Here is a 21,081-nt window from a genome sequence, read left to right on the forward strand (position 1 = left end):
CGTCGGATGACGTCGCCGCGCACGTAGCACTCCGTCACGAACACCGGGGATCCGGCGTCGGTTCCTACGCTCGGGGGATGCCGAAACGTCTGCTCCTCAACGTGTTCGAGATGAACTGCGTCGGCCACATCACCCACGGGCTGTGGCGCCTGCCCGCCAACAACCGGCACCGCTACACGGACATCCGCTACTGGACCGAGCTGGCGCGCACCGCCGAGGCCGGGCAGTTCGACGCGGTGTTCATCGCCGACGTCCTCGGGGCCTACGACGTGTACGGCGGCTCCGCGGCACCGGCGCTGCGCGAGGGCTTGCAGATCCCGAACAACGACCCGATGCTCGTGGTCCCGGCGATGGCGGCCGTGACGGAGCACCTCGGCTTCGGCATCACCTTCTCGACCAGCTATGAGCCACCGTTCGCGTTCGCGCGACGGATGTCGACACTCGATCACCTGACCAACGGCCGCGTCGGCTGGAACGTCGTCACGAGCTACCTCCCGAACGCGGCCCGCAACTTCGGCCTGGCGACCGAGATCCCGCACGACACCCGGTACGAGATCGCTGACGAGTACCTCGAGGTGCTGTACCAGCTGTGGGAGGGCTCCTGGGAGGACGGCGCCGTCCTGCGGGACGCCGAACGCGGGATGTACACCGACCCCGCGAAGGTCCACCCGATCGACCACGTCGGTGCGCACTTCCGGGTCGCCGGGCCGCACCTGTCCGAGCCGTCGCCGCAGCGCACCCCGACCCTGTTCCTGGCGACCGGTTCGCCGGCCGGCATCGCCCGCGCGGGCCGGCACGCCGAGGTCGTCTTCACCGGCGGGCACGGCGTCGAGCGCACCGCTGACGCCGTCCGGGCCGCCGCCGAGTCAGCGGGCCGTGAGCGTGACGACGTCAAGTTCGTGACGCAGGCCGCCGTGATCACCGCGCCGACGCAGCGCGACGTGGACGACAAGGTCGCCCAGTACCGCGCGTTCCAGAGCGAGGAAGGCCCCCTCATCCACGGGAGCGTGCCCTTCGATGCCCTCGCGCACCCGCGTGGCCGCACCGTCCGGGACGCACTCGAGGCCGAAGGGGTGGAGGGCGGCGAGCGGCTGGTCGGCCGCGTTGCCCTGGACCAGACCGTGGGAGAGCTCCTGGACCGGGTGAACGAGGCATGGCACGGCGCCTTCTGGGCCGCCGGTGTCCCCGAGGCCGTCACCGAACAGATCGAAGGCTGGCTGGACGACGACGGGATCGACGGCATCAACCTGCGGCAGTACCACTCGTTCGACACCGTGCGCGACTTCGCGACCCACGTCACCCCATTGCTGCGGGAACGCGGCCGACTGCCCGAGCGGTACACCGACGGCGAGACGCTTCGCCAGCGCGTTCAGGGCGGCGGGCCGTCACGACTGCCGAGCCGCCACCCTGCGGCACGGCACCGCCGCGGAGTCGACGCCCGAGCCTGATCGCCGGGCGCATCGGCGTTCCGCCCGTCCGCAGTCCCGACGCGTACGGTGCACATGTGACCAGAACCCACCCGGCAAGACCGCACCGCCTCGTGCTGATCGCCGCCGCCGGCGTGCTGGTGATCGGCGTCGTGCTCCTGTTCACCCCGTGGGACGGGCTGGTCCCCGTGCTCGCCTGGGTGCTGATCGTGGCGTCCATCGCCCTCGGCGCGATCACCCTGTTCTTCTCGCGCGCACCCCGCAGCTGACCGCGCCGCCACGCGATCGGCGCCCCGTCAGGACCGCGGCACGAGACCGTGCTCGTAGGCGAAGATCACCGCGTGCACCCGGTCACGCAGCCCGAGCTTGCCGAGCACCCGCCCGACGTGCGTCTTGACCGTGGACTCGCTCGTCACCAGGTGTGCGGCGATCTCGGGGTTCGACAGCCCGCGGGCCATCGCGAGCAGCACGTCGCGCTCCCGCGGGGTCAGGGGCTCCAGCGGGTCCGGACCAGCCGGCCGGTCGTCGGGGAGCACGGAACCGAACAGCTCGAGCATCCGCTGCGTGACCCGCGGTGAGACCGCGGCCTCGCCCGCTGCCACGGACCGGACGGCGTCGAGGAGCTGCGCGGCACTGACGTCCTTGAGCAGGAACCCGCTCGCCCCTGCACGCAGGCCGCCGAACGCGTACTCGTCCAGGTCGAAGGTCGTCAGCACGAGCACCCGGGTCTCGGGGACCTGTTCGACGATCGCGGCCGTCGCCGTGACGCCGTCGACGTGGGGCATCCGGACGTCCATCAGCACGACGTCCGGACGCAGGGCACGGACGAGCCGCACGCCCGCACCGCCGTCGCCGGCCTCACCGACGACCTCGATGTCGGGTTGTGCCTCGAGCAGCAGCCGGAACCCGGTCCGGATGAGTTGCTGGTCGTCGACGATCGCGACGCGGATCATCGGTCCTCCGTCCTGACCGGGATCGTCGCCCGGATCTGCCAACCGTCGGTGCCGTCGCGGGAGCCCGCGCGCACCTGCCCACCCAGCGCGCGGATGCGCTCCTCGATCCCGATGAGCCCTCGACCCGACCCCGTCGTGGCGTGCGCCGACCCGTCGGGCCGAGTCGGGCCTCCTGTCCGTCCGTCGTCGGTGACGACCACGGTGACCTCGGTGGCGGACGCGGCCACCTGTACGTCCACCGATCGGACGTGCTGCGCGTGCCGGGCGGTGTTGGTGAGGCCCTCCTGCACGACCCGGTACACGGCGAGCTGCAGGGCATCGTCGTCGGGGACGACGCCGACGCGTTCGAGGGCGACGGGCGTGCCCAGCGCACGGAACCGGTCGACGAGCTGCGGGACGTCGTGGACGCCCGGCTGCGGCGCGAGCGCGGGTTCACCGTCGCCGCCGAGCACCCCGAGCATGCGGCGCATGTCGCCCATCGCGCCACGGCCGACGTCGGCGACTCCGCGCATGGCCGCGGTCGCTGCGGACTCGCCCCCACCGGACGACGCCCCGGCGGGAGACCCAGCGGACGCCCCGGCCGCCGCGCCCTCGGCCAGCCGCACCATCACCGTGAGCGAGTGCGACACGATGTCGTGCATCTCCCGCGCGATCCGGGCCCGCTCCGCGGCGGTGGCGAGCTGCGCCTGCTGGTCGCGCTCCCGGGCCAGCTGGTGCGCGCGGTCGATCAGCGCCTGCGTGTAGCGACGGCGGTTCGACACGTTGACGCCGATCAGGACCGCTGCCAGCAGGAACGTCGTGGGCTGCGGGTACAGGACGTCCGCGAGTCCTCCGGACCCCGGCGCGACCACGAAGACGCGCAGCGCCGTCGCCCCCGCGGCCAGCACGACGGCGACCGCGGCCGTCCACCACCCGGCGGCACGCGACCACCACACGGTCGCGGCGTAGACCGTGAACAGCGCCGGGGAGTAGCCCGCTTCCGTCCAGGTCATGGCGACGACGGACGCGAGCCCGAGCACCGCCGTCGCCGCGGGGTGCGTGCGCCGGAGCGGGATGCCGGAGACCGCGATCAGCACGAGGACGACGACGGTGACCCGCGCAGCGGTGCTGCCGTCGACCTGCCACGTGCTCCGCAGCGCGACGGCCACCTCGATCGCACCCCAGAAGACGATGAGCAACGCGTCGGTCAGGATCGGGTTGCGCGCCCAGAACCGCCGGAGCCGGCCGGGTGCATCGGGCAGGGCGATGCCCCCGGCACCGTCCTGGACGGCACCGGGGGCGAGGTCGGCAGGGGTCACGCGTCCCGCTTCTCGACCAGGGCGAGCGCCGTCACCGAGGCGACGACCACCCAGGCCAGCAGCACCGCGAATCCGCTCCATCCCCCCAAGGCTAGGACGCCGTCGTGCCACCCCGACGTCACCTCGGTGCCGAACTGCATGAGCGGCTGCCCGGCGTTCTGCGGCAGCAGGTTGGTCAGCGTGCCGAGCCAGTCCGCTCCGGTGAACGACTGCACCAGCTGCACGATGACCGGGGCGACCAGCGTCAGGCCGAGGACCCCGGCGATCGCGCCGGCTGTGGAACGCAGGACCACACCGACCGCGAAGGCGAGCAGGGCGATGAGCGTCAGGTAGACGGAGGCGCCGAGCAACGGCATCGCGACGCTCGCGTCCAGCGACGCCTCGACGTTCCGCCCCGCGGCGATGGGCAGCGTGATGAACGCAGTGGCCCAGACGCTCACGGCACTCGTGGCGAAGACGGCCACGGCGAGGACGATCGCCTTCGCCGCCAGTGCGACCGACCGCCGTGGGACCGCCGCGAACGAGGAGCGGATCATGCCGGTGCCGTACTCGCCGGTGACGACGAGGGCACCGATCACCGCGACGATCAGCGACGAGAGCATCGTGCCGCTCGTGCTGTAGAGGACGAGCGCGTTCCGAGCCGCGTCACCGGTGAGCCCCTGACCGCCGGTGTCCGCGAAGGCCGCCAGGAGCACGCCGATACCGATCGGCAGGACGAGCACCAGCAGGAAGCTCCACGCCGTCGACCGCAGCGAGCGGAGCTTGATCCACTCCGAGCGCAGGACGCCGGAGAAGTGGATGCCCGACGCTTCGTGCCGAGGCACGGCGTTGCTCGTGACCGCGCTCATCGGGCCACCTCCGATCGGTACTCGACCTGGTCGTGCGTGAGTTCGAGGTAGGCCTGCTCCAGGCTCGCCTCGGTGGTGGCCAGCTGGTGCAGGACGATCCCCGCGGCACCGGCTGCCTCGCCGATCTGCTCGGCACCGAGGCCACGGACCTGCAGCGCGCCGTCGCCCTCGTAGCCGATCGTGACGTCCGGGCCGGCGATCGCGTCGAGGAGCCGCTCGGGCTCCGGCGTCCGCACGGTGACCGACCGCTCCGTGGCGGCGGCGACCAGGTCCGCGATGTCCATGTCCGCGAGCACCCGGCCGCGACCCATCACGACGATGCGGTCGGCGGTCAGCGCCATCTCGCTCATCAGGTGGCTCGAGATGAAGACCGCACGCCCCTCGGCCGCCAGGCTGCGGGCGAGCCGACGCACCCACACGACGCCCTCGGGGTCGAGGCCGTTGACCGGCTCGTCGAGGATCAGCGTCTGCGGGTCTCCCAGCAGGGCCGCCGCGATCCCGAGCCGCTGCCCCATGCCGAGCGAGAACCCGCCGACGCGCTTCTTCGCGACGTTCTCGAGGCCGGTCATCCCGATGACCTCGTGCACACGGGCCGTCGGGATCCGGTGCGTCGCGGCGAGCGCCGACAGGTGGTCGAAGGCGCTGCGTCCCTTGTGGACCGCCTTCGCCTCGAGCAGTGCGCCGACGCGACGCAGCGGGTCGCGCAGCTCGCGGTAGGGGCGTCCGTCGACGTGGGCGGTGCCCGAGGTCGGCTGGTCCAGTCCGACGACGGCGCGCATCGTGGTGGACTTGCCCGCGCCGTTCGGACCGAGGAAGCCGGTGACGACGCCGGGGCGCACCGTGAAGGACACGTCGTCGACGGCGACCTTCTCGCCGTAGCGCTTGGAGAGGTTCTGGATCTCGATCATGCGGCAACGGTACGGAGACGACCGGGTCCGCCACATCGCCGTCGCAGACGATGTCCGCGGAGCGCCCGTGGTACCCCGGTACCACCCGCAGCGGTGCCGGATACGGTGGGGTCATGGTCGTCCAGCGGTGGCACGAGGACGTCCTCGGGGCGCCCTACGAGCGACTCGAACTGCCGCTCGGCACCGACTCCGAGGGGCCGGTCGTCGCCACCCTCGTCCGTCGTCGGCACACCCCGACGGACCTGCTGCTGCACGGGCGCGGACCGCTGCACGGCGCTGACGTGCTGTACGTGCACGGGTGGTCGGACTACTTCTTCCAGACCGAGCTGGCGGAGCGGGTCGAACGGCTCGGGGCCCGCTTCCACGCGCTGGACCTGCGGAAGTACGGCCGGAGCCTCCGCCCCCACCAGACCCCGGGCAACGTCGACGACCTGGCGGTGTACGACGAGGACATCGCCGCGGCGCTCGACGCGGTGTCCGCCGAGCACCCCGGCCCCGGCGAGCGGCGGCTCGTGCTGATGGGGCACTCCACCGGCGGTCTGACCCTGTCGCTGTGGGCTGCGCGCCACCCCGAACTCGTCGACGGCATCGTCCTGAACAGTCCGTGGCTCGAGTTCCAGGCGACTGCCGTCGGCCGGGCGATCGTCGCACCCGTCATCAAGCTCGGCGCCAAGCGGAACCCCCTCGCCCCGATGCCCGCCGTCGACCCTGGCTTCTACACGCGCACCGTGTCGGCCGCGGGCGAGGGCTCGTGGACGTACGACCAGCAGTGGCGGCCGGACCGCGGGTTCCCCCTGCACCCCGGTTGGCTCGCGGCGGTCTTCACGGGGCAGGAGACGGTCGAGCACGGGCTCGACATCCAGGTCCCCGTCCTGGTCATGCTCAGCGACAAGAGCATGTTGCAGCCCCGGTGGGACCCCGGGATGGCACACGCGGACGTCGCGTTGAACGTCGACACGGTGGCCCATCGCGCCCTGTCGCTCGGCAACGAGGTGACGGTCCGGCGGTTGCCCGGAGCCGTGCACGACGTGGTGCTGTCCGCGCCCGACGTGCGCGAGCAGGCGTACGACACGATCGGACGCTGGGCCACCACGCTGCGGCCCCGCTAGCGTGACGGCATGACCGAGCGCTCCGTCCGGCTGACCCGGCTCGACCCGATCGGGGTCGACCACGACGCCCTCGTCGACTTCCTGTCGACCGAGGACTTCCCGTTCCACGTGCGGCGGACGTGGAACCGGTCGGAGGCCGTCCAGGCTGTGGACTCCGGCTCCTACCGCGACGACGAGCACGACTCGTACTGGGTCGACCACACGGAGCACGGCCGCATCGGGTTCGTCCGGCTCGAGGACCTGGAGGACCCGGTCCCGCTGTTCGACCTGCGCATCGCCGGCGCGTTCCGCGGTCGCGGACTCGGCGTCCCGACACTGCGTGCGGTCACCGACCACGTCTTCGGCACCCTGCCGTCGGTGACCCGCTTCGAGGGCCAGACCCGCGAGGACAACACGGCCATGCGCCGGGTCTTCGTGCGTGCCGGGTGGGTCAAGGAGGCGCACTACCGCGAGGGTGGCCGGTCGAAGGCGGCCGCGCGGTCGCTTCGGTCGGGTACGGGATCCTGCGCCACGACTGGGAGACGGGCGAGACGACGCCGGTGCCGTGGGACGACGACGTGCTCCCTGACAGCTGAGCGGACGGGAGGCGCGGGTCACGCCCGCCACGAGCCTCCCGCATCGTCAGTGGACGCGTCCAGGGCATGACGTGCGATCAGCCGCCGGTGGCCGTCCGCAGCGCGGCGCACGTGCGTCGGAACGCCGCGCCGAGCGATCCCCCGCGCCGCGTTCCGCCCACTCGTCGAACGCGGCACGCAGCGCCAGCAGGGCCAACGGCACCGCGAACCGATCGGCGCCGCCCCACGCACGGTGCAGCTCCAGCGTCTGCGCAGCGTCCCGTTCGAGGACCGCGGACAGCAGCACCGGATCGGCGACGAGCAGCGCGCGCACCCGGACCAGGCGCTCGATGTCGTCGTGGCGATCGCGTTCGAACGTCGCGAGCACCTCGGCGATCACCTCGGTCAACGCACCGAACGTCATCGGGGCGGTCACCGCTGCGGTGACGGCGTCGTGGACGTCGCGCGAGACGAACAGGAACGCGTCGACCTTCGAGGCGCAGTACCGGAAGAACGTGCGCTCGGTGATGCCGACCGCGGAGGCGATCTCGGCCCCGGTGACGACGTCGAACCCGCGCGCGCCGACCAGCGCGACCGCGGCGTCCTCGACCCCACGCTCCGTCGCCCGGCGGTTCTCCGCCCGGACCCCGGTCACGACGCCGACCGCGCGGAGACGGTCTCGCGCTGCCAGAGCTCCGGCAGCCGGAGGTCGACACCATCGGCGTCCGCCAGGCGTGAGAACGCGCGCATCGTGACGTCGAGGCGGTCGAGCTTCTTCGGCAGCGGCCTGAGCGGACGGGTCAACGGACGCCAGAACGCGTCCCAGTGCACCGGTCGGACGATGCTCGGGTGCAGGGCGCCGACGGTCTCCTGCCAGTACTGCTCGATCCAGGCCGTCGGCTTCGCGCCGGCGGCGCCCGCACCCAGGTAGACGGTGTCGGCGTGGAGCCCCGCGAACGCTCCGGGGATGCAGTTCGCCGTCGGGTGGACCAGCACCGATCCGTCCGGGTGCTCGAACAGGAACGAGAAGCAGCCGCCGGTCCGGAAGTCACGCATCCGGGCCGGCAGCGTGACCGGCTCGGTGATCTCGCCGGGGACCGCGTCGCCGTCACTGTGCAGGGCGTGCAGCGGCGTGATCGTGAAGGCCCCCACCGCGAACGACTCGCGGTCGTGGAGTTCCCGGAAGGGCACGCGGTCGAGCCCGTACCCGGTGGCGATCATCCGGGTGGACGCCGAGCCGCCGAGTTCCGCGTCGGTCCGGTCCGCGACCACGGGCGCGTCGAGGGCGTGGTCCGCGTGGGAGTGCGAGACGAGCACGGCATCGAGGTGGTCGACGTCGAACCGTGCGAGTGCGTCCTCGATCCGGGTGACGTCCGGTCGGAGCCGGCCGAGCATCAGCCGAGGGAACGAGGGACGACTGAAGAAGCCGTCCACGAGCAGCGAGGTGGTGCCGTCCGTGACGAGGACGTTGGACACCCCGCCGAACACCGTGGTGACGCTCATGCGCGGGCCCCGCCGAGCACGTCGTCGAGGAGACGCATCGTGCGCGCGGCGTCCTCCATCGCGAGGTCGTGGTGCACCCCGCGCACCCGTTCGACGTCCCACCCGAGGCGCTCGTACACCGGCACCTCGGCCGCCGGCACGACGTGTCGACCGTCGTCGGTGAGCACGAGCGTCGACGGCACGAACGGAGCGGTCGGCGCCACCGGGGTCGTCGCGACCGCTCGCAGGACGTCGCGCAGCATCGTGCGGTCCCAGTGCCGGTGACTCTCCTCGGCCCGGGCGACGTTCGCCGGACCCCATCGCGGATCGGTGCGGTCGTACGCCTGCACGAGCACCGGCTGCAGACCCGGCAGCGCCCAGAACGCCCGACCGAGCACGCTCCGCCCCGGTGCCCGCAGGTGGAAGCCGGGGTCGAGGTACACGGCGCGGGCCGGGCGCAACCGGTCGACGGCGTCGAACAGCACCCGTCCGCCGAGCGAGTGTCCGACGACGGCGTCGAGCCCCTGCGGCAGCGTCTCGGCGAGGTCGTCGGCGAACGCGGCGAGCGTGTAGGACGCCGCGCGGTCGCTCTCGCCGTGACCCCGCAGATCCGGCACGAGGAACGTGTACCGATCCGGGTCGGCACGGGACACGAGGTCGCGCCACACCAGCGCCGATCCGAGGATGCCGTGCACGAGTCCGACCCGGACCGGGCCGTGTCCGTGGGACTCGACGTGGAGCTGCATGTGCACTCGATTCTGTCAGTGACTGACAGAATACACGGTCAAGCGGGGCGGCTGAAGAGGTTCACGAGGTTGCGGTCGGGGTCCCGGAACAGCGCCGACCGATTGCCCCAGGGCATCGTCGTCGGCGGCAGCACCACGTCGTCGAGGTCACCGCGCAACCCCGCGAACGCAGCGTCGACGTCGTCCACCACGAACTCGAGGAACACGCCGGCGTTCGTGCGGGGCTCCGGCGCGGACGGTCCGAGCATCGCAACGGTCGCCGGGGTCGCGAGGGCGAGGACGGCGCCTCCGGTCACGATCTCGGCGAAGACGGGTGCGGGCCGCCGGGCCTCGGTCCCGGTGACGCGTTCGTAGAACCGCACCATCCCGTCGAGGTCGTCGGTGATGATCCGGATGGATGCGAACTGCACGGGGTGCCCTCCTGGCCGGCCACCCTGACCGGACTCGTCGAGCATGCGCGACCGCCGCGACACCGTCCTGTCGGTGTTTCGGCGAATCGGGCGCCTCAGTCCCCGAGCACGGGGCGCAGCACGCCGTGCGGGATGTCGAGCTCGTCGAGACGGACCACCCGGGGCGGGGCCTGTTCGTCGGTCTCCTCGACCGCCAGCACCCGGTCACCACGGAAGGCACGGACGCCGTCGCGCAACCGGCACCACGCGACGAGGTACCAGTCCTCGCCCTTCCCGATGTACCCGAGTGGTTCGACGACGCGATCGGTCTCCGCGCCCACTGCGTCGCGGTACCGCATCCGGACGACGCGCCCGCCGGTCAGCGCCCCGGCGAGCGCCGTGGGAGCAGGCGTGCGCTCCCCGACTCCAGCAGGTGCACGCGGCTCGCGAGTCGCGCTGCCCGTCGGGCGTCGTCTTCGGCGAGCACCGCGGTGACCTTGCGGGCAGCGCTGCGCGCCGCGTCGCGGAACGGGCTGGAGGCGAGCGTGCCGAGGCCGATCGCCACCGCGAGCGCTTCGTCGACGGTCAGCCCGAGCGGCGGGAGCGTCGCACGGGCGTCGATCGTGTACCCGCCGGTCCGCCCCGGCTCGGCCCAGATCGGCACCCCGGCCTGCTGCAGGGACAGCAGATCCCGCTCCACCGTGCGCACGCTGACCCCGAACCGCTCGGCGAGTCGGCGCGCGCTCCGCAGCGCGGGCGCCGCGGCGCGCAGCTCCTCGACGAGCGCGTACAGGCGGTCGGTCCGGTTCACGACGCGACCATAGCCCGTGACGCCACCGGGCACCGGACGGGAGGCGCAGTGCCAGCCGGCACCGGGCCTCCCGTCCGCCGTCCGGTCACGCGCAGGGCGCGACCCGGGTCAGGAACGCGCCAAGCGTTCGACCGTGGCGTGGGCGCCGTCGGCGATGAGCCCGTCGAGGGCGTCGCGGTACGCCGCGACGAACCGTTCGTCGTCGATCAGGTCGCCGAAGACCTGCCGGTTCGCGATGAAGGCGAGCCGGTCGTCGCGCTGGGTGAGCGCGATGCGGTGCAGCGGTTCGGCCAGCCGGTCGACGATCTGGATCGGCTCGCCGGACTCGTCCGTGCCCTCGTCGTAGCGCGCCCACGACGCGACGATGCCGGCGGACAGCGTGACGGGCCGGCCGGCGGCGAGGTTGTCGCGGACCACCGGCAGCAGCCACTTCGGGATCCGGTCGCTCGACTCGGCACAGAGCCGGGCCAGGGTGTCGCGGACCTCGGGGTTCTGGAAGCGCTCGATGAGGGTGGACTTGTAGTCCCCGAGGTCGATGCCGGGCACGGGGTGCAGGGTCGGCGAGCCCTCTTCGTCCATGTACCGACGCAGGAACGTGGCGATCGCCGGGTCCTGCGTGGCCTCGTGGGCGTAGCGGTACCCGGACAGGTACCCGAAGTAGCACAGGCCCTGGTGCGAGGCGTTGAGCAGCCGGAGCTTCCATCAGCTCGTACGGCTCGACGTCCTCGACGATCTGCACGTCGGCGTCCTGGTACGGCGGTCGCCCTGCGGGGTGGTCGTCCTCGAGCACCCACTGGAAGAAGGGTTCGGCGACGACGGGCCAGGCGTCGTCGATGCCGAGCTCGTCGCGGACCCAGGCGCGGTCCTCGTCGGCGGTCACCGGGGTGATCCGGTCGACCATCGAGTTCGGGAACGACACGTGCTCGTCCATCCAGTCGGCGAACGCCGGGTCCTGCAGGCGCGCGTAGGCGGTGAACATGTCGCGGGCGACGTGGCCGTTGCCCTGGATGTTGTCGCACGACATCACGGTGAACGGCTGCTCGCCGCGGTCACGCCGTCGGCGCAGGGCCTCGACGACCAGGCCGAACACGGTGCGGGGCGGTCCGTCGCCGCGCAGGTCGGCGGCGACACCGGGCTCGTCCGCGACGAACTCGCCGGTGACGTGGTCGAAGTTGTAGCCGCCCTCGGTGATGGTCAGGCTGACGATCCTGGTGTCGGGGTGCGCCATCTTCTCGACCACGGCGTCCGGGTCGTCGACGGCGAGCAGGTAGTCGACGATGCTGCCGACGACACGGGACTCGCGGGTGCCGTCCGGGTGCTTGAGGACGAGCGTGTAGAGTCCGCCCTGCTCCGCCATGGCCGTGGCCATCCGGCGGTCCTGCTCGAGGACACCGACGCCGCAGATGCCGTACTCGCGCGCCTCGCCCTGCTGGAGCAGCCGGTCGATCACCATCGCCTGGTGCGCGCGGTGGAAGCCGCCGACGCCGAAGTGCACGATGCCGGCGGTGATCCCGCTGCGGTCGTAGGTCGGGACGGCGACACCGCTCGCGGCGATCTCGTCGAGGGTCTCCGGGGACAGGCGGACGGGCATCGGGTACTCCTTCGTACGGCGGTCGTTCTGGCGGACGCGCCACCGGTCGCACCGGCGGTCGTGCTGGGTGCAGTCAACCATGCGCACATCTGTTCAGAACCGAGTTTCCATCCCGGGGTACGAACCTGAGGATGCACTCGTAGTCGTTGCACCGAGTGCATCGATGCACCTAGTGTTCTCATTCGTGACCCTCACGACCGACCGCCGCGCCGCCCTCAAGGCGAAGCACCGTGCGGCGATCCTGCAGGCGGCTCGCGACCTGGTCGACGAACGCGGCGGCCGCGAGTTCAGCGTCGACGACCTGGCAGCACGGGCCGACATCGCGCGGCGGACGGTGTTCAACCACTTCGCCTCGCTCGACGAGGTCCTGCTGGCCGTGTGCGAGCAGGAGCTGTCCGTGATCATCGACCGGTTCCTCGCCGACATGGCGCGGACGCCGATCGGCGACGGCAGCCGGGCCTCGATGTTCGACGAGCTCGAGTCCGCCGCACGCGGCGCCGACCTGGCAGCCGCGATCTCGAGCATGTACCGGATCCTCGGCGACCCGGGCAAGGACGACCCGAAGGCCGCGGTCCTCACCCAGACGGCGTTCTCACGGGTCACCGAACGACTCCGCGACGAGGTCGCACGTCGTTACCCGGCGGCGGATCCCCTCGACGCCGCCTTGCTCGTCGAGTCGCTCATGAGCGGCATCGTCGTGATCGCGGAACACTGGCTGGCCACCTCCGGCCCCGCTGTCGACGAGCAGTCCGTCGCCGCCTGGGACGCCCTGCTGGCACGACTCGTGCACAGCGTCCGCAGCGGCTACATGCCCACCGACTGACACTTCCCTCCCCAGGGGTCCACCGGCGCACCCCGCTCCACACAGCACCTGCAACGAAAGGAACGGGGCAACCGCATGGCCGGTCTCCTCTACCGTCTCGGACGGTTCTCCGCACGACGCCACTGGCTCGTGATCATCACCTGGGTGGTGATCATGGCCGTCGCCGGCGTCACCTACAGCCTGTTCTCGGGCACGATCTCGTCGGCGATCTCGATCCCGAACACCAAGACCAGCCAGGTGCAGGACGAGGCTCGCCGACAAGTTCCCGTCCGCGAACGGCGGCAACGGCACGATCGTCTTCGAGACGAAGAACGGCAAGGCGTTCACCGACGCGCAGAAGTCGGAGGTCGCGGACTTCCTGACCAAGGTCGAGAAGCTCGACGGCGTCAAGGGCGCGACGAGCGGCTTCGACACCCAGGACCAGCTCGACGAGCAGCGTCAGAAGATCGTCGACGGCCGCAAGGAGATCACCGACGGCCGCGCGAAGCTCGAGACCGGCCAGGACCAGCTCGACGCCCAGAAGGCGCAGCTGACCTCCGGCAAGCAGCAGATCGAGGACGCCCAGGCCCAGCTCGACGCCCAGAAGGCCCAGGCCGAGGCCGCCGGTGCAGCGCTCCCCGCAGCGCAGGCGCAGGCCGCGGCCGCGCAGCTCCAGCAGGCCCAGGCACAGATCGACGCGCAGCAGGCGCAGATCGATGCCGGCGAGCAGCAGATCGCCGAAGCCCAGAAGACGATCGACGCCAACACGAAGAAGCTCGACGACAGCTCCGAGGAGCTGGAGCAGGGCTCGAAGCTCCTCGACCTGTCGAAGGACGTCCGCTTCGTGTCGTCGAACGGCAGCGCCGTCATCGGCACCGTCCAGTTCACGAAGTCGACCTACGAGGTCCCCGCCGACACGAAGACCGCCATCGCGGACGACGCCGACTCGGCCGACATCAGCGGCGTGAACGTCTACGTGTCGAACGACATCGCGCAGGGCGTGCCGTCGATCCTCGGCCCGGGCGAGATCGTCGGCGTCGTCATCGCCGCGCTCGTGCTCTTCCTGATGCTCCGCACCGTCATCGGTGCGGCGATCCCGCTCGTCAGCGCCGTGCTCGGTGTCGGCGTGGCGTCACTCGCCTCGCTGTCGTTCTCCGGCCTGGTCGAGTTCATCTCGGTCACGCCGGTGCTGGGGGTGATGTTGGGCCTGGCGGTCGGCATCGACTACTCGCTCTTCATCCTGAACCGACACCGCACCCAGCTGAAGCAGGGCATGCAGGTGCACGAGTCCATCGGCCTCGCGAACGGCACCTCGGGCAACGCCGTGGTGTTCGCCGGTGCGACCGTCATCGTCGCCCTGCTCGCGCTGAACATCACCGGCATCCCGTTCCTCGGGCTCATGGGCACGGTCGGTGCGGTCGCGGTGTTCTTCGCGATCCTCATCGCCACCTCGTTCACCCCGGCGCTGCTGTCCCTGATCGGGATGCGGATCCTGCGCAAGAAGGAGCGGACGAAGATCGGCAACACCGGCTCGACCCGGGTGCCGAACAAGCCGATGAAGACCTGGCGCGCGATCGTCACGCTCGTCGCCGGCGTCGCCGTGCTCGGCACCATCGCACTCCCCGCGACGCAGATGCGCCTCGGCCTGCCGACCGGTGCATCCGAGTCCGTCGACTCGAGCCAGTACAAGGCGTACAAGGCCCTCGACGAGGAGTTCGGTGCCGGTCAGAACGGCCCGCTGCTCGTCGTCGCGACGCTGCCCGACTCGATCAGCAAGTCCGACGTCACCGCGACCGAGGTCACCATCGGTGAGGCCCTGGCGAAGAACGACGACGTCAAGGCCGTCCTGCCGATCGGCACCTCGTCGGACCGCGACATCATCGCGTTCCAGGTGAAGCCCGGCGGCGGTCCCGACAGCATCTCCACCGAGAACCTGGTCAAGGACCTGCGCGACCAGACCGTCACGACCGACGACGGCACGGTCACGCTCGGTGTCGCGGGCAACGCGTCCGCCAACATCGACGTGTCCGAGAAGCTGTCGAACGTCCTGCCGCTCTACCTCGTGGTGGTCGTCGGCCTGTCGCTCATCATCCTGATCATCGTGTTCCGGTCCTTCCTGGTCCCGATCACGGCGACGGCGGGCTTCATCCTGTCCGTGATGGCGTCCTTCGGTGGCCTGACCGCGATCTACCAGTGGGGCTGGCTCGGCTCCGTGTTCGGCGTGCACGACCCGGCGCCGATCCTGAGCTTCCTGCCCATCATCGAGATCGGCATCCTGTTCGGCCTGGCGATGGACTACCAGCTGTTCCTGGTGTCCGGCATGCGTGAGGCCTACGCCCACGGCGCCTCGGCGAAGGTCGCGGTCCAGCGCGGGCTGCACGCCGGTCGCGCGGTGGTCACGGCAGCGGCGATCATCATGATCTCGGTGTTCGCGGGCTTCATCTTCTCGGACTCCTCCACCATCAAGCCGATCGGGTTCGGCCTGGCGTTCGGTGTGCTGATCGACGCGTTCGTCGTCCGCATGCTGCTCATCCCGGCCGCCATGCACCTGCTCGGCCAGAGCGCGTGGTGGTTCCCGAAGTGGCTCGACCGGATCGTGCCGGACGTCGACGTCGAGGGCGCGAAGCTCGAGCGGTCGCACCCGACCTCCGGTCAGCCCGGCCAGCCTGGTCAGCCCGGTCAGCCCGGTCAGCCCGGTCACGAGGACACTCACACGGGGTCGCACGCCCTCTCGGTGGCGCCGGACGCCAACGCGCACGAGTCGGGGCACCCGCCCGCGCACCGCGCGTAGTCGACGCACCCAGCCTGGAGGCCCGGGGCCGGTCCACGAGACCGGCCCCGGGCCTCCCGTGCGTGCGCCCACCCCGCGCCCGGCGGCCGGACGCATGCGTCCGCACCTTCCGACGATCCACCCGTTGATCGACGCGTGGAACGTCGGAACATACACACGCATCTGATGCGTCCGCAACGTGCGACAGAACACGCGTCGATCGACTGGTGTTCTGTCGAATCCTGCTCATGCATGGAAGCACCCCCGCACCGACCCGCACCGACCCGCACCGACCTACCGCGCCCCGGGAACACTTCGTGGGCGAACGGTATCGTGGGCGCATGACCTCCGCACCCGACCCGCTCGCGCTCGACCGGCAGCTCTGCTTCGCCCTCGCGGCCACGAGCCGGAGCGTCATCGGGCTCTACCGCGACCTGCTCGAGCCGATGGGCCTGACGCATCCGCAGTACCTCGTGATGCTCGCGCTCTGGGAGCAGGATCCACGGTCGGTGCGCGAGATCGCCGGCGAACTCCGGCTCGACTCGGCGACCCTCAGCCCACTGCTGAAGCGGCTCGAGGCCTCCGGCTACGTCCGCCGGACGCGCAGTGCCGCCGACGAACGGCAGCTCGAGGTCTCGCTCACCACGGCCGGGCGGGCACTGCGCGACCGAGCGCGAGCGGTCCCCCTGGCGGTCGCGGGCCGACTCGGGTGGCCGTTGGAACGCCTCGAAGCACTCAAGGACGACCTGACCGAACTCCTGGAACGCGTTGACCAGGTGTGATCCGTGGCCGATGGTGCCATAATGATTCGTGCACGAACGAAAGGATGCACCGTGGGTCGCTTCGGCAAGTGGTACGAACGGTGGAACACGACGCTCATCGACAAGATGGGTCCGTCGCAGATCGGCGCCGGACACCCAGAGGGGGTCGACGACCGGTCGGTGGACCGTGGCTGTCCGATCTGCGGCAAGCCCCTCTCGCTGCACCAGGTGATCCGTCCCGAGGGCCAGGTCCGGTCGTCGACCCTGGTCTGCCCGCGCGACTGACGACGGGAATTGCACCGAGCAACACGACGTTCCCCTCCCTCGTGAAGCTCTTCGAACCCACCTCCTTCGGCGCCCTGCGCCTGTCGAACCGCGTCGTCATGGCCCCGCTCACGCGCACCCGCGCCGGTGAGCACGGCATCCCGAACGACCTGCTCGTCGAGCACTACCGTCAGCGTGCGGGCCTCGGCATGATCATCACCGAGGGCACCTGGCCCGTGCAGGAAGGCCGCTCCTACCCCGGGCAGCCCGGCATCGAGACCGACGAGCAGATCGCCGGCTGGCGCCGCGTCGCCGACGCCGTGCACGCCGAGGGCGGCACCATCGTGATGCAGCTCATGCACGGTGGCCGTGTCTCGCACCCCGACATCTCCCAGACGCCGCGGATCGTCGCCCCGAGCGCCATCGCCGCTCCCGGACAGACCCACACCGCGACCGGCAAGGCGGACATGCCCGTCCCCCACGAGTTGACCACCGCCGAGGTGCAGGACGCCGTGCGGGGCTTCGCGCAGGCGGCCCGCAACGCCATCGCCGCCGGACTCGACGGCGTCGAGGTCCACGGCGCCAACGGCTACCTCGTGCACGAGTTCATGTCCCCGGTGTCGAACACCCGCACCGACCAGTACGGCGGCTCCCCGAGAACCGCGCCCGCTTCGCGATCGAGGTCACGACCGCCGTCGCCGAGGCCGTCGGCGCGGACCGGACCGGCATCCGCCTGTCGCCCGAGCACGGCATCCAGGGCGTCATCGAGGACGACGCGGCCGACGTCCGCGCGACCTACACCGCGATCGCCGAGGGCCTCGCGCCCTCGGACTCGCCTTCATCGACGTCCTGCACGCCGAGCCGACCGGCGACCTCGTGCAGCACGTCCGCCGTACCGCGGGTGCACCGTTCATCGTCAACTCGGGCTTCAGCGCGATGACGACGCGTGAGGAAGCGATCACCGTCGTCCACGACCAGGACATCGCCGACGCGATCGCCGTCGGCCGTCCCGCCATCGCGAACCCGGACCTCGCGCACCGCTGGGAGCAGGACGCGGAGCTCAACGAGCCCCGCCCCGAGCTCTTCTACGGTGCGACCGCCGAGGGTTACACCGACTACCCGTCGCTGGCCGAGGTGCGCGCGGCCGTCTAGGGCTGCGCGCGGTCCCTCGGCACGCCGCCCGCGGTGCGCCGAGGTTCCACGACACCCCGCCCGCGTTCCGCCGAGGTTCCGATCAGGACGGTGCGTGCCCGCGAGGTTCCGAGATCTCGGAACCTCGCGGTGTGGGGGCGAGGGTCGACGGACGGGAGGCCCGTGGCGAGACCGCCACGGGCCTCCCGTCTTCTCGCGGACCGCCCCAGGGCGTGACGCGCTTCTCGTCGGATCGTGGCAGTGAACACTGCAACGCCGGGCGAGCGTGGCCCCGCGCACCAGGCGCGCGACACGACTGAGCTGATGGCGGGGTTTGGCCGGGCACGGCGGCGCATGCCGCGCGCTTCGTGAGCAGAAATGGTCGGGTCCCGCCGACGAACCCGACCATTTCTGTTCACGAAGTCGGCCTGACTGATCAGCAGCGCCACCATCGGGTGCGCATCGAGGGCCGCGAACACCGACCTCGTCGTCGCGTTCCCCATCCGACCTCGCCGTGCTTCACTCGGACCATGACCTCGACCACCGTCCTCGCATCATGTGCCGCCGGGACTGTCGACTGCCACGACACCGCTTCGGTCGACCTGCTGCCCCTGCTCGTCGTCGTCGCGCTCGTCGTCGTGGCGCTGGTCGCTCTGGGGATAGCGCTGCTCGGGCGTCAGCGTCGGTGAGGCGATCTGAAGCACCAACGACGAAGGGCCCCGACGGAATCCGCCGGGGCCCTTCATCTGTTCGGTGTCATGCCGTTCAACCGGCACTGTGCGCTCGAAGGGACTCGAACCCCCAACCTTCTGATCCGTAGTCAGATGCTCTATCCATTGAGCTACGAGCGCGTGGCCTTGCGGCCGTGGAAGACTCTACAACAGCTCCGGCCCGGGCGCCAATCGAGGCCGCCCGACCGCTCCACCCGGCGTGTCGCGAGGCGACAGCCGAGCCCCGACGTCACAGCACCGCGGCCTCCTCGCCGAACACCTCGGCCAGGAACACCTGCAACGCCTGCCACGATCGGCGGTCGGCGCGCTCCTGGTACTGGGCGCCGTGGTCGGGCGCATCGGTCCCCGGCACGGCGAACGCGTGCATGGCACCGGCGTACGTGACGACCTGCCAGTCGACGCCGGGCTCGGTGCGCATCTCGTCCTGCCAGGCGTGCACGGCGTCGTCGGGCACCACCGGGTCGGCTCCCCGGTCAGCACGAGCAGCTTCGCCCGGATCGCCGAGGCGTCGGCGGGCTCGTGGGTGATGAGCCCGCCGTGGAACGACACCGCACCGACGAGGTCGGCACCGGTGCGCGCGAGCTCGATCGCGGTGGAGCCACCGAAGCAGTACCCGATGACGACGATGCGGGCGGGGTCGACGTCGGGGTCCTGCCGCAGCCGCTCGAGTCCGGCGGTCGCACGTGCTCGGAGCAACGGCAGGTCCTGGTAGTACGAACCGGCGACCTGGCCGGCGGTGTCGTCCCCGGGCCGGACGCCGGCGCCGTAGACGTCCGCGCCGAAGGCCACGTAGCCGAGACGGGCGAGCATCGTCACGCGCGCTTCGACGTGCTCGTTCACGCCGTGCCAGTCGTGCACGACCAGGACGGCGGGGCGGGGCCCGGCGATGGCCGTGTCCTTCGCGAGTACGCCGAGCAGGTCGGTGCCCTCGTGGTCGTAGTGGACGGGCTCGACGCGGATGTCGGCGCCGGCGGGTTCGGGAACGGTCTGCAGGACGTCTTCGATGGTGGTCACGTCGTCCGACGCTACGCCGCCGTCCGGCTCAGGCGTCGATGTTGTCCCAGTCCTCGGGGCCGCTCGACCCGGCCGGGTACTCGTCGAGCGGCGTCGTGCCGGCCTTCCACGCCTCGAGGAACGGTCCGACGACCTTCCAGCCCTGCACGGCGCTGTCGCCACGGACGGACAGGGTCGCATCGCCTTCGAGCACGCCGGCCAGGACCTCGCCGTACGCGCTGAGCCGTCCGGGGTTGAACGTCGTCTCGAGACTGGTGCGGTCGATCGTGTACGGGTCGCCGGGGCCGTTGACGTTCAGCTCGAGCTGCATCTCGTCCGGGGCGATCCAGATCCGGAGCCGGTCCGGTTGCGCTGCGCCGGACAGACCGACCGGCACCTGCGGGGAGGCCTTGAACGTGATGACGATCTCGCGGCGCTGCTTCGCGAGCGCCTTGCCGGACCGCAGTGTGAAGGGGACTCCGGCCCATCGCCAGTTCGCGATCTCGAGGGTCAGCTGGGCCAGGGTCTCGGTGCCGAGGGACGGGTCGACACCGTCCTCGTCGGCGTACGACGGCAGCTTCCGGTCGCCGACCGTGCCCGCGGTGTACCGGGCGCGCTTGCCGGCGGCGACGACGTCTCCGCCCCACGGCCGGACGGCGCGCAGCACGAGTTCCTTCTGGGTGCGCAGGTCATCGGCGTCGATCGACGCCGGCGCCTCCATCGCCACGACCGCCATGACCTGCAGCAGGTGGCTCTGGATCATGTCGGTGAGGGCACCGGCCTTGTCGTAGTAGCGCGCGCGGCCCTCGAGCCCGAGGGTCTCGTCGTACACGATGTCGACGCGTTCGACGTGCTGCGAGGACAGCAGGGGCTCGATGATGCGGTTCGCGAAGCGCAGCCCGATCAGGTTGAGCACCGTCGAACGGCCGAGGAAGTGGTCGACCCGGTGGATGCGCTCCTCGGGGATGAACGAGTGCAGCAGGTCGTTCAGGTGCTCGGCGCTGGCGGCGTCGGTGCCGAACGGTTTTTCGAGCGCCAGGCGGGTGCGCTTCGGCAGGTCGATGTGGGCGAGCTGTTCGCAGCTCTTCTCGGTCACGGCCGGGGGCAGCGCGAAGTAGATCGCGGGGTCGTGGTCGCAGTCGGCGAGCAGCGCGCGCAGGTCGTCGGCGCTCGTGACGTCCGCCTTGCGGTACGAGGACGCGTCGATCACTGCCTGCAGCCGCTCCGACAGCGATGAGTCGCCCTCCGCACCTTCGTCGCCCTCGTTCTTCGACGCCTGCGCGTTCTCGAAGGACTCGCGCACCTGCGCCTTCCAGTCGGTGTCGGAGAGGTCCTCGACACCCGCCCCGATGAGCTGGACGTCCCAGTCGTCCTTGACCTCGAGCAGGGTCGCGAGACCCGGCAGGAGCAGGCGCTTGGACAGGTCGCCGCTGGCTCCGAGGATGAGCAGGCTGGTCTGGAGGCTCGACATGCCTCCGACCGTACTCATCGGCCCCGGTGGACGGCCGGGCCG

At 71.2% G+C, this 21,081-nt stretch carries 19 protein-coding genes, 1 tRNA gene and 4 pseudogenes; 10 read left to right on the top strand and 14 right to left on the bottom strand.

Features of this window, described 5'->3' with window-relative positions; all coding sequences use genetic code 11:
- The first annotated feature begins 77 nt into the window (after window positions 1-77).
- Together JN350_RS17245 and JN350_RS17250 are read left to right on the top strand one after the other, a co-directional pair.
- Window positions 78-1,448, top strand: coding sequence for an NtaA/DmoA family FMN-dependent monooxygenase (locus tag JN350_RS17245; protein WP_205462959.1), 1,371 nt, complete (start codon window positions 78-80; stop codon window positions 1,446-1,448).
- Window positions 1,449-1,504: 56 nt separating this feature from the next.
- Window positions 1,505-1,696, top strand: a complete 192-nt coding sequence (locus JN350_RS17250) for a hypothetical protein (RefSeq protein WP_205462960.1) — start codon at window positions 1,505-1,507, stop codon at window positions 1,694-1,696.
- A gap of 27 nt (window positions 1,697-1,723) precedes the next feature.
- On the opposite strand, the gene JN350_RS17255 is transcribed toward JN350_RS17250, so the two are convergent.
- The 4 genes from JN350_RS17255 to JN350_RS17270 are packed head-to-tail and all read right to left on the bottom strand — an operon-like array spanning window position 1,724 to window position 5,434.
- Window positions 1,724-2,380, bottom strand: a complete 657-nt coding sequence (locus JN350_RS17255; RefSeq protein ID WP_205462961.1) for a response regulator — start codon at window positions 2,378-2,380, stop codon at window positions 1,724-1,726.
- Window positions 2,377-3,678, bottom strand: a complete 1,302-nt coding sequence (locus JN350_RS17260) for a sensor histidine kinase (protein WP_205462962.1) — start codon at window positions 3,676-3,678, stop codon at window positions 2,377-2,379. Before JN350_RS17260 ends, JN350_RS17255 begins: the two co-directional genes overlap by 4 nt.
- On the bottom strand, window positions 3,675-4,526 hold the full coding sequence (locus JN350_RS17265; RefSeq protein WP_205462963.1) for an ABC transporter permease subunit: 852 nt from the start codon (window positions 4,524-4,526) through the stop codon (window positions 3,675-3,677). Before JN350_RS17265 ends, JN350_RS17260 begins: the two co-directional genes overlap by 4 nt.
- On the bottom strand, window positions 4,523-5,434 hold the full coding sequence (locus JN350_RS17270) for an ABC transporter ATP-binding protein (RefSeq protein ID WP_205462964.1): 912 nt from the start codon (window positions 5,432-5,434) through the stop codon (window positions 4,523-4,525). Before JN350_RS17270 ends, JN350_RS17265 begins: the two co-directional genes overlap by 4 nt.
- A 113-nt stretch (window positions 5,435-5,547) precedes the next feature.
- Between JN350_RS17270 and JN350_RS17275 the strand changes: the two genes are divergently transcribed.
- The gene (locus JN350_RS17275; protein WP_205462965.1) at window positions 5,548-6,543 is read left to right on the top strand and encodes an alpha/beta hydrolase; all 996 of its coding nucleotides are present in this window, start codon (window positions 5,548-5,550) and stop codon (window positions 6,541-6,543) included.
- A 9-nt stretch (window positions 6,544-6,552) separates the two neighbouring features.
- Window positions 6,553-7,118 (top strand): annotated as a pseudogene (locus JN350_RS17280) (GNAT family N-acetyltransferase).
- A 46-nt stretch (window positions 7,119-7,164) separates the two neighbouring features.
- Here JN350_RS17280 and JN350_RS17285 read toward each other — a convergent pair.
- From JN350_RS17285 to JN350_RS17310, 7 genes and pseudogenes are all read right to left on the bottom strand, one after another.
- Window positions 7,165-7,752, bottom strand: a complete 588-nt coding sequence (locus tag JN350_RS17285) for a TetR/AcrR family transcriptional regulator (protein ID WP_205462966.1) — start codon at window positions 7,750-7,752, stop codon at window positions 7,165-7,167.
- Window positions 7,749-8,600: an MBL fold metallo-hydrolase gene (locus JN350_RS17290; RefSeq protein ID WP_205462967.1), complete on the bottom strand. Its 852-nt coding sequence runs from the start codon at window positions 8,598-8,600 to the stop codon at window positions 7,749-7,751. The genes JN350_RS17285 and JN350_RS17290 overlap by 4 nt, the downstream gene beginning before the upstream one ends.
- Complete coding sequence (locus tag JN350_RS17295; protein WP_205462968.1) at window positions 8,597-9,325, bottom strand: alpha/beta fold hydrolase; 729 nt, start codon at window positions 9,323-9,325, stop codon at window positions 8,597-8,599. The genes JN350_RS17290 and JN350_RS17295 overlap by 4 nt, the downstream gene beginning before the upstream one ends.
- A 38-nt stretch (window positions 9,326-9,363) precedes the next feature.
- A complete protein-coding gene (locus JN350_RS17300; RefSeq protein ID WP_205462969.1) occupies window positions 9,364-9,735 on the bottom strand; it encodes a VOC family protein in 372 nt (123 codons plus the stop codon).
- A gap of 95 nt (window positions 9,736-9,830) precedes the next feature.
- Window positions 9,831-10,055, bottom strand: coding sequence for a WYL domain-containing protein (locus JN350_RS19905; protein WP_240347402.1), 225 nt, complete (start codon window positions 10,053-10,055; stop codon window positions 9,831-9,833).
- Between the two features lie 38 nt (window positions 10,056-10,093).
- Window positions 10,094-10,525: an HTH domain-containing protein gene (locus JN350_RS19910; protein ID WP_240347403.1), complete on the bottom strand. Its 432-nt coding sequence runs from the start codon at window positions 10,523-10,525 to the stop codon at window positions 10,094-10,096.
- Between the two features lie 108 nt (window positions 10,526-10,633).
- Window positions 10,634-12,116: pseudogene (locus JN350_RS17310) on the bottom strand (mannitol dehydrogenase family protein).
- 184 nt (window positions 12,117-12,300) lie between these two features.
- Between JN350_RS17310 and JN350_RS17315 the strand changes: the two are divergent.
- The 6 genes and pseudogenes from JN350_RS17315 (at window position 12,301) to JN350_RS17340 (ending at window position 18,533) form a co-directional block, all read left to right on the top strand.
- Window positions 12,301-12,939 carry a TetR/AcrR family transcriptional regulator gene (locus JN350_RS17315; RefSeq protein WP_205462970.1) on the top strand — a complete coding sequence of 213 codons (639 nt, stop codon included), beginning with the start codon at window positions 12,301-12,303 and terminating at the stop codon, window positions 12,937-12,939.
- Between the two features lie 550 nt (window positions 12,940-13,489).
- The gene (locus JN350_RS17320; RefSeq protein WP_461964480.1) at window positions 13,490-15,709 is read left to right on the top strand and encodes an MMPL family transporter; all 2,220 of its coding nucleotides are present in this window, start codon (window positions 13,490-13,492) and stop codon (window positions 15,707-15,709) included.
- Between the two features lie 320 nt (window positions 15,710-16,029).
- The gene (locus tag JN350_RS17325; protein ID WP_205462971.1) at window positions 16,030-16,470 is read left to right on the top strand and encodes a MarR family winged helix-turn-helix transcriptional regulator; all 441 of its coding nucleotides are present in this window, start codon (window positions 16,030-16,032) and stop codon (window positions 16,468-16,470) included.
- Between the two features lie 51 nt (window positions 16,471-16,521).
- Window positions 16,522-16,734, top strand: a complete 213-nt coding sequence (locus tag JN350_RS17330) for a hypothetical protein (protein ID WP_205462972.1) — start codon at window positions 16,522-16,524, stop codon at window positions 16,732-16,734.
- Window positions 16,735-16,775: 41 nt separating this feature from the next.
- Window positions 16,776-17,865: pseudogene (locus tag JN350_RS17335) on the top strand (alkene reductase).
- 509 nt (window positions 17,866-18,374) lie between these two features.
- Window positions 18,375-18,533 carry a hypothetical protein gene (locus tag JN350_RS17340; protein WP_194646786.1) on the top strand — a complete coding sequence of 53 codons (159 nt, stop codon included), beginning with the start codon at window positions 18,375-18,377 and terminating at the stop codon, window positions 18,531-18,533.
- Window positions 18,534-18,622: 89 nt separating this feature from the next.
- Here the strand turns inward: JN350_RS17340 and JN350_RS17345 are convergent.
- The 3 genes and pseudogenes from JN350_RS17345 to JN350_RS17355 form a co-directional block, all read right to left on the bottom strand.
- Window positions 18,623-18,695 (bottom strand) — tRNA-Arg (locus JN350_RS17345).
- A gap of 109 nt (window positions 18,696-18,804) precedes the next feature.
- Window positions 18,805-19,589, bottom strand: a pseudogene (locus tag JN350_RS21205) (dienelactone hydrolase family protein).
- Between the two features lie 28 nt (window positions 19,590-19,617).
- Window positions 19,618-21,039 carry a glucose-6-phosphate dehydrogenase gene (locus JN350_RS17355; RefSeq protein ID WP_205462973.1) on the bottom strand — a complete coding sequence of 474 codons (1,422 nt, stop codon included), beginning with the start codon at window positions 21,037-21,039 and terminating at the stop codon, window positions 19,618-19,620.
- Window positions 21,040-21,081: the final 42 nt, after the last annotated feature.

The organism is Curtobacterium sp. 24E2 (assembly GCF_016925595.1).
Lineage (GTDB): Bacteria > Actinomycetota > Actinomycetes > Actinomycetales > Microbacteriaceae > Curtobacterium.

Coding starts and splice junctions, on each gene's coding strand:
- JN350_RS17245 (WP_205462959.1), top strand. CDS start 78: ATGCCGAAACGTCTGCTCCTCAACGTGTTCGAGATGAACTGCGTCGGC.
- JN350_RS17255 (WP_205462961.1), bottom strand. CDS start 2,380: ATGATCCGCGTCGCGATCGTCGACGACCAGCAACTCATCCGGACCGGG.
- JN350_RS17265 (WP_205462963.1), bottom strand. CDS start 4,526: ATGAGCGCGGTCACGAGCAACGCCGTGCCTCGGCACGAAGCGTCGGGC.
- JN350_RS17270 (WP_205462964.1), bottom strand. CDS start 5,434: ATGATCGAGATCCAGAACCTCTCCAAGCGCTACGGCGAGAAGGTCGCC.
- JN350_RS17275 (WP_205462965.1), top strand. CDS start 5,548: ATGGTCGTCCAGCGGTGGCACGAGGACGTCCTCGGGGCGCCCTACGAG.
- JN350_RS17290 (WP_205462967.1), bottom strand. CDS start 8,600: ATGAGCGTCACCACGGTGTTCGGCGGGGTGTCCAACGTCCTCGTCACG.
- JN350_RS17295 (WP_205462968.1), bottom strand. CDS start 9,325: ATGCAGCTCCACGTCGAGTCCCACGGACACGGCCCGGTCCGGGTCGGA.
- JN350_RS17325 (WP_205462971.1), top strand. CDS start 16,030: ATGACCTCCGCACCCGACCCGCTCGCGCTCGACCGGCAGCTCTGCTTC.
- JN350_RS17340 (WP_194646786.1), top strand. CDS start 18,375: ATGACCTCGACCACCGTCCTCGCATCATGTGCCGCCGGGACTGTCGAC.
- JN350_RS17355 (WP_205462973.1), bottom strand. CDS start 21,039: ATGTCGAGCCTCCAGACCAGCCTGCTCATCCTCGGAGCCAGCGGCGAC.